The organism is Burkholderia sp. MSh2 (assembly GCF_000731655.1).
GTDB classification, from domain to species: Bacteria; Pseudomonadota; Gammaproteobacteria; order Burkholderiales; family Burkholderiaceae; genus Burkholderia; species Burkholderia paludis.
This window is the reverse complement of record NZ_JPGM01000029.1, coordinates 95,845-108,766: the sequence shown is the minus strand read 5'-3', so window position 1 is coordinate 108,766 and position 12,922 is coordinate 95,845. Positions and strand designations below refer to the sequence as shown.

15 protein-coding genes and 1 tRNA gene are annotated in these 12,922 nt (G+C 68.9%); 11 read left to right on the top strand and 5 right to left on the bottom strand.

What is annotated here, in order from left to right:
• Nucleotides 1-44: 44 nt before the first annotated feature.
• Together GQ57_RS19250 and GQ57_RS19245 are read left to right on the top strand one after the other, a co-directional pair.
• Nucleotides 45-422 carry a DUF2917 domain-containing protein gene (locus GQ57_RS19250; protein WP_034198784.1) on the top strand — a complete coding sequence of 126 codons (378 nt, stop codon included), beginning with the start codon at nt 45-47 and terminating at the stop codon, nt 420-422.
• Nucleotides 423-733: 311 nt separating this feature from the next.
• Nucleotides 734-1,108: a DUF2917 domain-containing protein gene (locus GQ57_RS19245; protein ID WP_031398749.1), complete on the top strand. Its 375-nt coding sequence runs from the start codon at nt 734-736 to the stop codon at nt 1,106-1,108.
• A gap of 160 nt (nt 1,109-1,268) precedes the next feature.
• Here GQ57_RS19245 and GQ57_RS19240 read toward each other — a convergent pair whose 3' ends face one another.
• Nucleotides 1,269-1,547, bottom strand: coding sequence for a hypothetical protein (locus tag GQ57_RS19240; protein WP_011354312.1), 279 nt, complete (start codon nt 1,545-1,547; stop codon nt 1,269-1,271).
• A gap of 759 nt (nt 1,548-2,306) precedes the next feature.
• Here GQ57_RS19240 and GQ57_RS19235 point away from each other — a divergent pair.
• The gene (locus GQ57_RS19235; protein WP_031398748.1) at nt 2,307-3,608 is read left to right on the top strand and encodes an NCS2 family permease; all 1,302 of its coding nucleotides are present in this window, start codon (nt 2,307-2,309) and stop codon (nt 3,606-3,608) included.
• Nucleotides 3,609-3,846: 238 nt separating this feature from the next.
• Here GQ57_RS19235 and GQ57_RS19230 read toward each other — a convergent pair whose 3' ends face one another.
• Together GQ57_RS19230 and GQ57_RS44270 are read right to left on the bottom strand one after the other, a co-directional pair.
• Nucleotides 3,847-4,134 carry a DUF1488 domain-containing protein gene (locus GQ57_RS19230; RefSeq protein WP_006486743.1) on the bottom strand — a complete coding sequence of 96 codons (288 nt, stop codon included), beginning with the start codon at nt 4,132-4,134 and terminating at the stop codon, nt 3,847-3,849.
• A gap of 241 nt (nt 4,135-4,375) precedes the next feature.
• Nucleotides 4,376-4,651 (bottom strand): DUF2964 family protein, encoded by a 276-nt coding sequence (locus GQ57_RS44270; protein ID WP_240674446.1) that lies wholly within the window; start codon nt 4,649-4,651, stop codon nt 4,376-4,378.
• Nucleotides 4,652-4,997: 346 nt separating this feature from the next.
• Between GQ57_RS44270 and GQ57_RS19220 the strand changes: the two genes are divergently transcribed.
• The 7 genes from GQ57_RS19220 to GQ57_RS19195 all read left to right on the top strand — a co-directional run bounded on the left by GQ57_RS19220 (nt 4,998) and on the right by GQ57_RS19195 (nt 9,914).
• Nucleotides 4,998-6,914, top strand: a complete 1,917-nt coding sequence (locus GQ57_RS19220) for a sigma-54-dependent Fis family transcriptional regulator (protein ID WP_034198736.1) — start codon at nt 4,998-5,000, stop codon at nt 6,912-6,914.
• A gap of 84 nt (nt 6,915-6,998) precedes the next feature.
• Entirely contained in the window at nt 6,999-7,301 is a 303-nt protein-coding gene (locus tag GQ57_RS19215; RefSeq protein WP_031398745.1) for a 2Fe-2S iron-sulfur cluster-binding protein, read from the top strand.
• A gap of 73 nt (nt 7,302-7,374) precedes the next feature.
• Complete coding sequence (locus GQ57_RS19210) at nt 7,375-7,869, top strand: SRPBCC family protein (RefSeq protein WP_034198783.1); 495 nt, start codon at nt 7,375-7,377, stop codon at nt 7,867-7,869.
• Between the two features lie 92 nt (nt 7,870-7,961).
• The gene (locus tag GQ57_RS19205; RefSeq protein ID WP_031398743.1) at nt 7,962-8,336 is read left to right on the top strand and encodes a DUF2946 domain-containing protein; all 375 of its coding nucleotides are present in this window, start codon (nt 7,962-7,964) and stop codon (nt 8,334-8,336) included.
• 201 nt (nt 8,337-8,537) lie between these two features.
• A complete protein-coding gene (locus GQ57_RS19200; RefSeq protein ID WP_031398742.1) occupies nt 8,538-8,984 on the top strand; it encodes a copper chaperone PCu(A)C in 447 nt (148 codons plus the stop codon).
• A 31-nt stretch (nt 8,985-9,015) separates the two neighbouring features.
• Entirely contained in the window at nt 9,016-9,189 is a 174-nt protein-coding gene (locus GQ57_RS43405) for a hypothetical protein (RefSeq protein WP_162836101.1), read from the top strand.
• 95 nt (nt 9,190-9,284) lie between these two features.
• Nucleotides 9,285-9,914, top strand: a complete 630-nt coding sequence (locus tag GQ57_RS19195) for a LysE family translocator (protein ID WP_034198735.1) — start codon at nt 9,285-9,287, stop codon at nt 9,912-9,914.
• A gap of 15 nt (nt 9,915-9,929) precedes the next feature.
• Here the strand turns inward: GQ57_RS19195 and GQ57_RS19190 are convergent, their stop codons facing one another.
• Entirely contained in the window at nt 9,930-11,255 is a 1,326-nt protein-coding gene (locus GQ57_RS19190; RefSeq protein WP_034198734.1) for a leucine-rich repeat-containing protein kinase family protein, read from the bottom strand.
• 142 nt (nt 11,256-11,397) lie between these two features.
• Between GQ57_RS19190 and GQ57_RS19185 the strand changes: the two genes are divergently transcribed.
• Nucleotides 11,398-11,482: transfer RNA gene (locus GQ57_RS19185), tRNA-Leu, on the top strand.
• Nucleotides 11,483-11,673: 191 nt separating this feature from the next.
• Here the strand turns inward: GQ57_RS19185 and GQ57_RS19180 are convergent.
• Complete coding sequence (locus GQ57_RS19180) at nt 11,674-12,921, bottom strand: RhtX/FptX family siderophore transporter (RefSeq protein ID WP_034198782.1); 1,248 nt, start codon at nt 12,919-12,921, stop codon at nt 11,674-11,676.
• Nucleotide 12,922: the final 1 nt, after the last annotated feature.

Sequence of the window (12,922 nt, the reverse complement as noted above, 5' to 3'; positions counted from 1 at the left end):
CATGGAGCGCGTCGTCCCGCCCGGCTCAACGAACGGAGATGACGATGAACCATGCAAGCCGGCTGATGGTGTGCCGCGACCGGTGCCGCACCGACGCGATCGCGTTGCCCAAGATCGAGATGCATTTCACGGTCGCGCCGCGCACGACGCTGACATGGCGCGCGCGGCACGACGCGGAGATCCGCGTGCACGGTGCGACGCTGTGGATCACACGGCTGAGCTGCGTCGACGATTTCCGGTTGCGCCCCGGCGACATGCTGCGCGTGCGACGTGGCGACCGCATCTGGATAGGCACCGACGACGACCGCCCGGCCGCGGCATCGATCACGACCGCGTACCCGATGAAACGCGGCGGGTGGCCGGCGCGCGCCCTCGCCCGGATGCACGGCCTGCTGCGCGACCGATGGCGAAGTCGCGAATGACGAACGCATCGCCGCCCGGGTGTGCGGCCGCCACGTGAAGCACGTGAAGCGCGACGACGCCCTCAGCTTATCTCTAAAATTGTCGTTGACAACGCCGCACCATCCGGAGAAACTCGTTCGCATGCCTACGTTCAAGCCCGTCGCGATCGCGATTCATTGCTCGATGAACATTCGAAAGAATGGTTCACGGGAGGCGCTTGTGCGTTAGCGATCGAGCAGTACCGCATGTCACACGAGGCCTCGCCGGAAACGGACGAGGCCTTTTTGTTGTCGTGCCCGTCGTCCATCCGGCTCACTGAATGGAGAAGACGATGGACCACGCAAGCCCGCTGTTTGACCGTCCCGACCGGCGCCGCGCCGGCGCGATCGCATTACCGACCGTCGTGATCCGTTTCGCGGTCGCGCCGCGCACGACGATGACGTGGCGCGCCCCGCGCGACGCGGAGATCCGCGCGCACGGCGCGGCGCTGTGGATCACGCGCCCGCCCGCCGTCGACGATTACCGGGTGCGGCCAGGCGACGTGCTGCGCATCGCGCGCGGCGAACGCATCTGGCTCGGCACGGAGGGCGACGTCGCCGCCGAAGCGTCGATCACGACGGCGTGGGTGACGCGCGGCGAGCGGTTCAGACGCACGCTCGCGCAAGTGCAACGTTTGCTTTTCGGCGCAGGGAGAAACAGCGGATGAACGACGCGCCGTCAGGCACGTCTCGCGCGGAACGGCCGCGACAGGAAACGGACGCACCCGCGGCGTTACGCGCCGCAGGTGCGCATCGAATGACGCGGCACGCGCCTGCGTGCCGCGAGCGATCGCGCGCCGTGCGCAGCGACCGGATGCAGCAGGTGCATCAGGTGCTGGCGGCGAGACGCGGGCCCGTGCTTCGGGGAGTGGATTCGAGGTCGGGGCGCTGCGCGGCCTGCGAGGTCACCCACGGATCGATGCCCTGTTTCTGCACCTCTTCGAGGAATGACACACGTGTGCGCCAGTAATCCGCCTGTAATTTCGCATCGATGACGCGCTGTTCGGCTGCGAACAGTTCCATGCGCGCCGTCACGAGCATCGATGCAGCGGTTTTTTCCGGCGTGGGGGCGTGTCGCATCGCCCAACGGCTGATCCAGTTCAACATGCTGACCTCCGTGATTACGGACGAACCCGCATCGGGCAATCGCAATCGGCCGTGCCTGCCCGAACGCGCAACGGCCTTGACCGCACTTCACCGCCTGCCTGCACGGACTGCGACTCCCCCGCGTCGGCAATGACCGGCCGGCGTGTGCATGTGCGGTGTATCTATCCTAGAAAGACTTGCCGGTTTATGCGATGGGGTCTTGCAATCTTTTACACAGAAACCACAGTCGCTCCCGTATCGCAACATGACAGTTGCGGACGGAACGGCTTCGGAGCAGGATAGCCCGATGCCTGCAACCGTCTGGACTGACGAATGGCCGCGCCCGCCGCGGCCATGCACAGGTGCGCCGCACGCGCACGGCGCGCACCGTGCCCGTTCAGCTTGAGGTCGCTCCGTTTCACCCGGATGTCATCGCGCATCCGTCACGCGCACCGCGGCCGGCGTGCCGTTGCGCACGCATCGGCACGTTGCGTTCGCGTGCCGCGCCTTTTCATCGATTCCGCCATTTCCTCCGGCCCGCTTCGCCCGAACCGGTAAAATGCGCGCCTTCGCCGCGCGGCCGGGCTGCCAGACCGTTCGCGCGCAGGCAGCCGGGCTGCGCGATCGTACCCTTCAACTATATCGTCCGAGCTATCCGCGCTATTACAATCCGCCGATAGCCGGGCAATAGTGGCTGGTTACAGTAGGCCGGCCGCGCACTGCCTTTACAACAATTCGGCACAACAAGCAACACGACAACCCGACCGGAGAAACGCCTTCATGGAATCCATCAAGCGGTATTTCGGCTTCGCTGAAGCCGGCACCGACTTCCGCACCGAAATACTCGCGGGCGTCACCACGTTCCTGACGATGGCCTACATCATCTTCGTCAACCCCGCGATCCTCGGCGACGCCGGCATGCCGAAGGAATCCGTGTTCGTCGCGACCTGCCTCGTCGCGGCGCTGGCGTCGATCATCATGGGGCTGTACGCGAACTACCCGATCGCCTGCGCGCCCGGCATGGGCCTGAACGCGTATTTCGCGTACACGGTCGTCAAGGGCATGGGCTTCACGTGGCAGGCCGCGCTGGGCGCGGTGTTCATCTCCGGCTGCCTGTTCCTGCTCGTCACGCTGTTCCGCGTGCGCGAGGCGATCGTCAACGGCATTCCGAAATCGCTGCGGATCTCCATCACCGCGGGGATCGGCCTGTTCCTCGGCATCATCTCGCTGAAGACGTCGGGCGTGATCGTCGGCAACCCGGCCACGCTCGTCACGCTCGGCAACCTGCACAAGCACGATACGATCCTCGCGATCGTCGGCTTCTTCACGATCGTCACGCTCGACCACCTGCGCGTGCGCGGCGCGATCCTGATCGGCATCATCGGCGTCACCGTCCTGTCGTTCTTCTTCGGCGACAACCAGTTCCACGGCGTGTTCTCCGCGCCGCCGTCGATCGACGCGACGCTGTTCAAGCTCGACATCGGCGCCGCGCTGTCGACCGGCATCATCAACGTGATCCTCGTGTTCTTCCTGGTCGAGCTGTTCGATGCGACCGGCACGCTGATGGGCGTCGCGAACCGCGCGGGCCTGCTCGTCGAAGGCAAGATGAACCGCCTGAACAAGGCGCTGCTCGCCGACAGCACGGCGATCGTCGCGGGCTCGGTGCTCGGCACGTCGTCGACCACCGCGTACATCGAAAGCGCATCCGGCGTGCAGGCCGGCGGCCGCACCGGCATGACGGCCGTCACCGTCGCGGTGCTGTTCCTCGCGTGCCTGTTCATCGCGCCGCTCGCCGGCGTCGTGCCGGCCTACGCAACCGCGCCGGCACTGCTGTACGTGTCGTGCCTGATGCTGCGCGAGATGGTCGACGTGCCCTGGGACGATGCGACCGAAGCCGTGCCGGCCGCGCTCACCGCGCTGCTGATGCCGTTCACGTACTCGATCGCGAACGGCGTCGCGTTCGGCTTCATCTCGTACGGCGGCCTCAAGCTGCTGACGGGCCAGGCTCGCACGGTCAAGCCGATCGTGTGGATCATCGCGGCCGTGTTCCTGTTCCGCTTCTTCTATCTCGGCAGCGAGTGACGGCTGCGCGTCGCGCAACCCACGATGAAACGACGCCACCTTCGGGTGGCGTCGTCGTTTCCGGACGATGTCCGTTGCGTGCGCTCCTCGCGAGCCGGCGGCGTCGGTCATGCCGCGCGCCCGCACGGCGCGCATGTGAAAATGCCGCCCGGCCCCGCCGAACGGCATCGCGTGCAAGCCAGGGTCTTCGCAGGCGCGGCGCCCGGCGGCGCGCCGGAAGACGGACGTCGTGCCGTCGTCAGCGCCAGTTCGCCTCGTAGAAGCGGACGTAGCCGCTGCGCAGCGTCACGCATTGCGCGCGCGTCTCGGACAGCAAGCGCCGTGCGGCCGCCTCGATGCGCTCGCGGTGCTGGTCGAATGCGCCGACCATGTCCTCGAAGCGCGGCGACGCCGCACCGAAGTGGTCTTCCAGCGCCTCGGCGGTGATCTGACATTGAACGCGCTCGCCATTGACCAATGCCGTGAATCCGAGCATCAGGTCGCGCCCCGAATACTCGGGCTTCTCGTTCGTGAAATGGATCTGCATGGGAGCCGCCTCGACCGGTGGAAAACGAATGACCGCGTCCGTCGTCCGCTGCCGGCCGGACGAAACGTACGCGGGCTCGCCGGCGGAGGCCCGGCCCGCGGGGTGATGGCGCGGGACGTGCATGCCGGTTGATTTCCACTTTAGACGGTTTCGCGCAGGAGACAAAATTTCCGGCGTGCGGCGTTCCGACGCGCATTTCGTCAGATCAGCGCGGCATCCGGCACCGATTCGGAAAGCGGCGTCAGTGCGGATCGGTCGGCCAGACGTTGAGCGCGATCGCAGCCGTCGTGGCGCCTACCGCGATCGCGGCCGCCCCGTATCGCACCGCGTCGGTCAGATCGAACAGCAGCCCGTGGATCGCCACGGCGATGCCGCCCAGCATGATGAAGGTGGCGATGGCCGCCAGCACGACTCTCAGTTCCGTCCGAACCATGATGCGTCTCCCGAACGGATGCATGTCGCGTCGCATGCATGTTGCAATGCGGAACACGGCGCGTGCGTGCTCCATTTCCATCATTGCAGGCGGGTATTTAAAAGCAAGGGGATTTTGTACGCGGTCGCGCGCCGGGCGCGGCGCTTGTATGATGATGCGTACCCGGAGGGTGGAATTTCGCACGTCGACGCCACGTCGCAAGCGGCGCATCGAATCCGCAGACGGTTTCGGCAAAGCGGCGTCGAACACACCGGGGCACGAACTGTGCCGATCGAGACGCATGGGATTCCGGCAAGCGCCAGGGTGCCAGCCGGGGCCGACCGTGAAGCGTGGGGCCCAGCAAGCGCTAATGCACTGACCGGGGCCGACCGCGAAGCATGGGGCCCCAGTAAGCGCTGAAGCGCTAACTGGGGCCGACAGGAGACAAGTCATGCCGCAACCCTTCGTGCTGCCCGCCACCGCGGGTCGCACCGACCTGCTCGCGCAGGCGCATGCCCGTTCGACCGCGGTCGGCCTGCGCGCGCACGAACGCCCGGATTTCGCTCCGCTGTCGCACATCGCGCTGCGCGAGCTGCTCGACACGAATCACACGCTGTTCTCGCACGCGCGCCCGGTGATGGAAGATCTCCACGCGCAAATCGCCGATACGCAAAGCCTCGTGCTGCTGACCGACGCCGACGGCGTGATCCTGCACAGCATCGGCGACGCCGACTTCATCGAAAAAGCCAACCGCGTCGCGCTGTGCACCGGCGTGTCGTGGGCCGAAGGCGCGCGCGGCACCAACGCGATCGGCACCGCGCTCGCGGCGGGCCAGGCCGTCGTCGTGCACGGCTCCGAACATTTCCTGCGCGCCAACCACATCCTCACCTGCGCGTGCGCACCGATCGTCGATCCGTTCGGCCGCACGCTCGGCACGCTCGATGTCAGCGGCGACCCGCGCGGCTCCAGCCCGCATACGCTCGCGCTCGTGCGCATGTCCGCGCAACTGATCGAGAACCACCTGTTCGCGAACCAGTGCGGCGAAGCACTGCGGCTGCGCTTTCACGCGCACGAGGATTGCGTCGATTCGCTGTTCGCCGGGCTCGTCGCGTTCGGCCCCGACGGCGGATTGATCGCCGCGAACCGCAGCGCGCAATTCCAGCTCGGCGCATCGTTCGACGCACTGCGGCATCAGGCGAGCGACGCCCTGTTCGGGATGCGCTTCGGCCAGCTCGCGCAGCAGGCCGCCCGCTCGCCGGGAGCCACGTTCCGCCTCACGCTGTCGACCGGCGTGCGGGTGCTCGCCCGCTGCGAATTCCCGGAAGCGCAGAAGGCGACCGTCGCCGTCACGCCGCCCGCGCCGGCGGCGCGCATGCGCGCGCCCGACCCCGATGCGATCACGTTCGCGACGCTCGATACCGGCGACGCGCGCATGGCCGCCGTGCTCGAACGCGTCGCGAAGATCCGCGGGCGCGACCTGCCGCTCCTGATCCTCGGCCAGACCGGCACCGGCAAGGAATGGCTCGCCCGCGCGCTGCACCAGGCGTCGCCGCGCGCGGACGGCCCGTTCGTCGCGGTCAACTGCGCGGCGCTGCCCGATTCGCTGATCGAGGCGGAACTGTTCGGCTACGAGGACGGCGCGTTCACCGGCGCACGCAAGCGCGGCAGCCCCGGCAAGATCGTGCAGGCCGACGGCGGCACGCTGTTTCTCGACGAAATCGGCGACATGCCGCTCGCCCAGCAGGTCAGGCTGATGCGCGTGCTGCAGGAACGCGCGGTGATGCCGCTCGGCAGCGCCCGCGCGGTGCCGGTCGACGTGCGCGTGGTCTGCGCGACCCATCGCGACCTGCGCGCGATGATCGCGGAAGGCACGTTCCGCGAAGACCTGTTCTACCGGATCAACGGGCTCGCGGTCACGCTGCCGGCGCTCGCCGCGCGCACCGACCTGCCCGCGCTCGTCGAGCGGATCCTCGCGCGGCTCGCCCGCAGCGAACCGATGCCGCGCCGCATCGCGGCCGACGTGCTCGACGCGTTCACGCGCCACCGCTGGCCCGGCAACCTGCGACAGATGACCAACGTGCTGCGCACGGCCGGCATGCTCGCCGAAGACGAAGCCGAGATCACGCTCGCGCATTTGCCCGACGATTTCTGGCTCGACTGCGACGGCGACCGTGGCGGCGCACCGGCCGCATTGCCCGCCGCAACGCCCGCCGCGTCGGCCGGCACGCACGACGGAACGACGCTGCAAAGCCACCAGGCCGCGGTGATCGACGCCGCGCTCGCGCGCCATCGCGGCAACGTGTCGGCGGCCGCGCGCGAGCTGGGTCTCGCGCGCAACACCGTCTATCGGCACCTGCGCCGGCATTGACGCTCGCGGCCGGCCGACGCCGGCCGCCGGCGCGTTCGGGTATGCTTGGCGCGTTGTCCCGCCGAACCGCCGCCCGCCTCCGTCATGACCGATCCGGAACACCCTCCCCTCGTGCGCATCGAGCCGCTCGGCGCGACCTTCGATGCGCCCGATTCGCTGACGCTGCTCGAAGCCGCCGCCTTCGCACGCGTGTCGCTGCCGCGCTCGTGCCGCAACGGCACGTGCCGAAGCTGCCTTTGCCGAATCGTCAGCGGCAGCGTACGCTACACGATCGAATGGCCCGGGTTGAGCCGCGAGGAAAAGGCCGACGGCTATACGCTGCCGTGCGTGGCCGTCGCGACGTCGGACCTCGTGCTCGACGTGCCCGACGCGGTCATGCTCGACTAGCGGCCGTTCATGGCGCGCGCACTCGCGCGCCATGAACGGCAACGGTCGATCCTGCGAGGAGAACGTCATGGTCATGCCCCGGCAAACCGGCCGCATCGAAAAGCAGGCCCTGCTCGCCGCATCGCCCGACCGCGTGTGGGAAGCCGTCAGCAACGCCGGCGAATTCGGCCAGTGGTTCGGCGTCACGTTCGACGGGCCGTTCGCGGCCGGCCAGCCGTTGTTCGGCCGCATCACGCCGACACGCGTCGACGACGACGTCGCGAAAACGCAGGAGCCCTACGCAGGCACCGTGTTCGAAATCGTCGTCGATCGCGTCGAGCCGAAGCAGCTGTTCTCGTTCCGCTGGCATCCGTTCGCCATCGATCCGAATATCGATTACACGTCCGAGCCGATGACGCTCGTCACGTTCGCGCTCGCCGCCCAGGCCGGCGGCACGCTGCTCACCGTCACCGAAACGGGCTTCGACCGGTTGATCGAGGCGCGCCGCGCACAGGCGCACGAGATGAACGATCGGGGCTGGGCCGCCCAGATGACGCTGATCGCGAAATACCTGGCGCAGCACGCATAGCGCGCCGCCACGTCGCACGTCCTGCACGCCTTGCGCAACGACGTGCGTGGCATAATCCGCTCCATCGTCGTCCACACGCCGCCACGCATCGCATGCTGAGTCGTCGCCTCCGGAAGATCGGCAGTCTGATCGGGATGCTCGCCATCCTGCTGACGGCGCTCGCGCCGACGATCTCGCAGGCGCTGACGACGCAGCAGCGCGTCGATGCGCTGCTGGCCGGCTACTGCTCGGCCGCGCCGGCCGCCGGCCACTCTGCCGATGCGCCGTCGAAGAGCCTGCAAGCGCACCTCCACGCGTGCGGCTATTGCAGCCTGCTGGCCCATTCCCCCGCCCTGCCCGCGCCCGAACTGACGTTCGCGGCCGACCCGCACGCACTCCCGCATCGCGAAGCCGCGCGCTTCGACAGCCTGCGCCGCGCGCTGCCGCTGACGGCCGCGCAACCGCGCGCGCCTCCGCTCGCGTCCTGACCCGCCGTTCCGCGCGATGCCGCTACGCATCGCGCGGCCCGCGCACGCCGTCTGCGGGCGCGACCTGCCACGTTTCGAAGGACGATCAACCGCCGTCGCATCGCGCGCGGCGCGCTGAAACCGTGTCCGCGATGCGCGCGGCAGGTCGCGCCGGCCGCATCGTCACCGATACCCGCTGCACCCTCATCAGGAGAACCCACCATGAAACGCCCGATTCCGACCTGCCTGCTGTTCGCACTGCTGGCGCTGCAGGCGCCCGCCACATTCGCCGCGCCGGCCGTGCAGGCCGACGCCTGCTGGATCCGCGCGATGCCGGCGACGGTGCCGTCGTCCGGCTATTTCACGCTGAAGAACGACGGCGACGCGCCCGTCACGCTGACGGGCATCGACACGCCCGCGTACGGCATGGCGATGCTGCATGAAACGCAGACGAACGGCAGCACCGCGAAGATGGTTCACGTCGACGCGGTCGAGGTGCCCGCGCACGGCACGGTGACGTTCAAGCCGAAAAGCTATCACGTGATGCTGGAGCAACCGCGCCAGGCCGTCGCGCCCGGCGCGAAGGTGCCGTTCCGGCTGCATTTCGCGGACGGCTCGACGGTGTCCGTGACCTGCGACGCCAAGGCGCCGACCTACGCCGGCCAGTAACGCCACCCGCCCCTCGTCGAAGGAGACTCACATGAAAGACCGCCTGCCGCTGGCCGACCTGATCGTCCGCTACCGGACGCCGTTGAATGTCGCGGTGCTGATCGTCTGCGGGATCTGGGCCGGGTGGATCGCGTGGATGACGCGGCCTGCCGCGATCGACACGTCGCCGTCGAGCCCCGCGTACTGCGTGCGCGACGCGCGCTGACGCGCCGCGACGGCGCGGTTCCGGGCCACGCCGCTCTTTTTTGGCGTGGCACCATCGTGTCATCCCGACCGCCGGAACCGCCCCCCGAACCCCGCATGTCCATTCAGACCTGGATGCTGTTTGCCGCAGCCTATCTCGCCACGACGCTGTCGCCGGGGCCGAACGTGCTGCTCGTGATCCGCAACACGGTGCGCTACGGTTCGCGCGGCACGGCCGCGACGATCGCGGGCAACCTCGTCGCGCAAGGCGTGGTCGTGCTGCTCGTCGCGCTCGGCGTCGGCGCGGTGCTGGCCGCGATGCCGCCGCTGTTCGTCGCGATGAAGGTGGTCGGCGCCGCTTACCTGATGTGGCTGGGCGTCCGGCAACTGCGCGGCGGCCGCAAGCCCGCCGCGTCCACCGGCGCGACGGCCGGCGCCGTGCCCGACCGCGGGAAGCTGTTCCGCGAAGCGCTGTTCGTGTCGGGCAGCAACCCGAAGACGATGATCTTCCTGTCGGCGTTCATGCCGCAGTTCATCGCGCACGACCGCCCGCTCGCGCTGCAGTTCGTCGTGATGTACGCGACGATCGCGTGCACCGTCGTGGTCGTTCACAGCGTCTATTCGGCCGGCGTGCGCCGGTTCCATCGCGGCTTCGGCATGAGCCGCACCGTGCAGGCGCTCAAGCGCGCCAGCGGGCTGCTGTTCGTCGGGCTCGGAATCAAGCTGCTGACCGCGCGGCAGGCATAAGCCGCCGCGAACCCGTCAGTGCCTGTGCGCGGCCAGCACGGCCGCGATCTCGCCGAACGACGGCCGCGCGTCGACCTCCTCGTTCACGCAGGCCGCCGCCAGCGCATCGAGCGCCGCCCCATCCGCCCGGACGGGCGGTTCGCATCGCGCGAGCAACTCACCGAGCAGATGGCCGAACGCCCGCACCTCGATCCGCTCGAACCTGGCGCCGCGCGTGCGGTCGTTCACATCGTAGAGCGACGCCGCGCCGAAATCCCCGAGCAGCGCGCCGCCGCTGCCATCGTGCAGGATGTTGTGCGCGTACAGGTCGCCGTGCATGATGCCGCGCGCATGCAGATGGCCCGCGGCCGACGCGATGCCGTGAGCGATCCGCACCGCCGCCGCCGGCTCGAAGCGCGCGTCGGCCGCATACACGTCGCGCGTGCAGGACGCGAAGCTCGGCGGCCCGGCGAGGTTGGTCAGCGCGGGATCGACCAGCTCCATCACGAGTCCGTGGGCGCCGTCCGGATGCCTGCTCACCTTGCCGATCACCGGGATCACGTGCGGATGGCGGCCGGCGTGCAGGCACGCCGCCATTTCGCAATCGGGGAGGCCGTCGCTCGTCACCGCGCCCTTGAACAGCTTGACCGCGACCGCCCGTGGCGCATGCCCGTGCGCCTGCCATTGCGCGCGGTAGATCACGCCCGACGCGCCCTCGCCCAGCTTCGGCCCGCATGCCAGCGACGCCCAGTCGATGTCCGCGACCTCCGGCCCGGCCGATGCCGCGGCCTCCGTCGCGGCGCCGAACGGGTTGCCTGCCGCGGCAAGCCACGCGAGGCGCGGCAGGCGCAGCAGCCAGTCGGGCAATGCGTCGAGCCGGTTCGCCGACAGGCGCACCAGTTCCAGCGCACGGCATGCGGCCATTTCCGAGGGCAGCGCGCGCAGCTGGTTGCCGGCGAGCATCAGCTTCTGCAGCCGCGAACAGTCGCCAATATCGGCGGGAAGCGCGTCGATCGCGTTGTCGGTGAGAATCAGCCAGCGCAGCGCGCGCGGCAGCGAACCGCGCGGCACCGTGCGGATCCGGTTCGCCTTGAAACCGATCATGTCGAGCTGGCCGCACGCGCCGAGCACGTCGGGGAATGCGGTGAAACGGTTGCCCGACGCGAACAGGATGCGCAGGCGGTGCAGCCGCGGCAGGTCGTCCGGCAGCGCGGACAGCGCGTTGCCGGTCAGGTCGAGCACTTCGAGCGTGTCGGCGAGATCGAAGATCTCGCGGGGGAATTCGGTCAGTCCGCCGGCAAGCTTGAGCTGCCGCGCGCCCGACAATTGTCCGGCCTGCAGTTGTTCGAGGGTGTGTGTCACGGGAAGAAAGCGCGTTGCGGTTGCGATGATCGTCGGGCCGATCGCCCGAATTCTACCGGGATCGCCTTCGCGTGCATCGCGCGCCGTGTCACACCCCCTTCACAAACGCGCGATGCCGCGCTAGAATTGCGCCCCTTGCAGTGCCGACGTGGTGAAATTGGTAGACACGCTATCTTGAGGGGGTAGTGGCGAAAGCTGTGCGAGTTCGAGTCTCGCCGTCGGCACCAGACGCTCTCTTCGCGTCCTTGCATCGCATGCGACACACGCATGCCGTCAACGATCGACGATCATCCTGCGCCATCGCGCACCTCCGTTTCCGATTCCCCGATATCCAGGCTTCGCCCCGGCGCCACCGGACGGCGGATTCGCGCGCGCCCGACTGCCGCGCGGGCAGCCGGAATCGCACGCGCCACGTCCGTCACGACGCCAGCATGTCGTCGCCCTTCACCGCATACGCCGCCTCCCGTCGCCGCAACCGCAGCGCGATCGACGCGGCGAACACCGCCAGCGCGACACCGGCGAGAAACCCGCCCGTATAACCGACCTTCGCGGTCAACGACAGGATCGACGACGATGCGATCAGCTCGCCGAGATCGCGCGTGCTCTGCACGGCCGTCACGTCGGTGCCGGCCTGGTCGCTGCCGCCCGCGAAACGCATGCCGGCCGTCATGATCGACACCGACGTGATCCCCGTCGCGAGCGAACCGAGCACCGTGCACAGCCAGGCCCACGACGGCGACACCGGCAGCCACCCGCTCGCCTGCGCAAACCACAGCGCCGCCCCCGCCCCCGCGAACGTCACGCCGGCCGTGAACGCGCGCCACAGACCGAGCCGCCTGACGAGCCACGCGCCGCCGCCGCACCCGAGCACCACCGTCACGACGCCGCCGGCCATCCCGAGCTTGCCGATCGCGTCGAGCGTCCAGCCTGCGTCGTTGAGGAACAGCTTCGACAGGCCGAAGCCCGAGACGGCCGTCATCGCCGACAGCAGCGCGAGCGACAGCAGCGACCACGAGCGCGGCCGCTTCGCGAAGCGCACGAGGCTCGCATGGTGTTCGGCCCGGGCGCGGCCACGATCCGCGTCGCGCGGCAGCACCCACAGCACGCACACCAGGCTCGCGAGCGGCACGGCGGTCAGCGCGAGGAACGCGGCTGGCTGGCCGAACAGGCCGATCAGCGTCAACGTGCCGGCGCCGCCGCCGAAGAAGCCGATCATCACGCAGGCGATCTGAATCGCATTGATCTTTGCGAGCGTATCGCCGCTGAAATGCTCGGCGGCCATCCCGTCGTTCGCGATGTCCTGCGTCGCGCTCGCGAGCGAGGCGACGGCCAGCAGGCCGACCGCCCACCCGGCCGTTGCGACCGTCATCCCGATCTGCGCGAGACTGCCGAGGCACAGCACGACGATCGTCTGCATCGGCAGCATCCAGCTGCGGCGCCGGCCGATACGCGGCGACCAGCGGTTGTCGACGACAGGCGCCCACAGGAATTTCACGACCCACGGCAGCCCGACGAGCGGCAGGAACGCAAGCGCGTGAAGCGGCGCGCCGTCGTGGCGCAGCAGCGTCGGCATCGCGTCCATCGCAATGCCGATGGGGATGCCTTGTGACAGGTAAAGCAGCGTGATCGTGATGACCAGGCGGCGATGTTCGAGCAGATCGCGCATC

Excerpts from the sequence above, each read along its gene's own strand:
- GQ57_RS19230 (WP_006486743.1), bottom strand. The coding sequence starts at position 4,134 with ATGCAGATCCATTTCACGAACGAGAAGCCCGAGTATTCGGGGCGCGAC.
- GQ57_RS19245 (WP_031398749.1), top strand. The coding sequence starts at position 734 with ATGGACCACGCAAGCCCGCTGTTTGACCGTCCCGACCGGCGCCGCGCC.
- GQ57_RS19180 (WP_034198782.1), bottom strand. The coding sequence starts at position 12,921 with ATGCGCGATCTGCTCGAACATCGCCGCCTGGTCATCACGATCACGCTG.
- GQ57_RS19235 (WP_031398748.1), top strand. The coding sequence starts at position 2,307 with ATGGAATCCATCAAGCGGTATTTCGGCTTCGCTGAAGCCGGCACCGAC.
- GQ57_RS43405 (WP_162836101.1), top strand. The coding sequence starts at position 9,016 with ATGAAAGACCGCCTGCCGCTGGCCGACCTGATCGTCCGCTACCGGACG.
- GQ57_RS19240 (WP_011354312.1), bottom strand. The coding sequence starts at position 1,547 with ATGTTGAACTGGATCAGCCGTTGGGCGATGCGACACGCCCCCACGCCG.
- GQ57_RS44270 (WP_240674446.1), bottom strand. The coding sequence starts at position 4,651 with ATGATGGAAATGGAGCACGCACGCGCCGTGTTCCGCATTGCAACATGC.
- GQ57_RS19200 (WP_031398742.1), top strand. The coding sequence starts at position 8,538 with ATGAAACGCCCGATTCCGACCTGCCTGCTGTTCGCACTGCTGGCGCTG.
- GQ57_RS19205 (WP_031398743.1), top strand. The coding sequence starts at position 7,962 with ATGCTGAGTCGTCGCCTCCGGAAGATCGGCAGTCTGATCGGGATGCTC.
- GQ57_RS19250 (WP_034198784.1), top strand. The coding sequence starts at position 45 with ATGAACCATGCAAGCCGGCTGATGGTGTGCCGCGACCGGTGCCGCACC.
- GQ57_RS19195 (WP_034198735.1), top strand. The coding sequence starts at position 9,285 with ATGTCCATTCAGACCTGGATGCTGTTTGCCGCAGCCTATCTCGCCACG.
- GQ57_RS19220 (WP_034198736.1), top strand. The coding sequence starts at position 4,998 with ATGCCGCAACCCTTCGTGCTGCCCGCCACCGCGGGTCGCACCGACCTG.
- GQ57_RS19215 (WP_031398745.1), top strand. The coding sequence starts at position 6,999 with ATGACCGATCCGGAACACCCTCCCCTCGTGCGCATCGAGCCGCTCGGC.
- GQ57_RS19210 (WP_034198783.1), top strand. The coding sequence starts at position 7,375 with ATGCCCCGGCAAACCGGCCGCATCGAAAAGCAGGCCCTGCTCGCCGCA.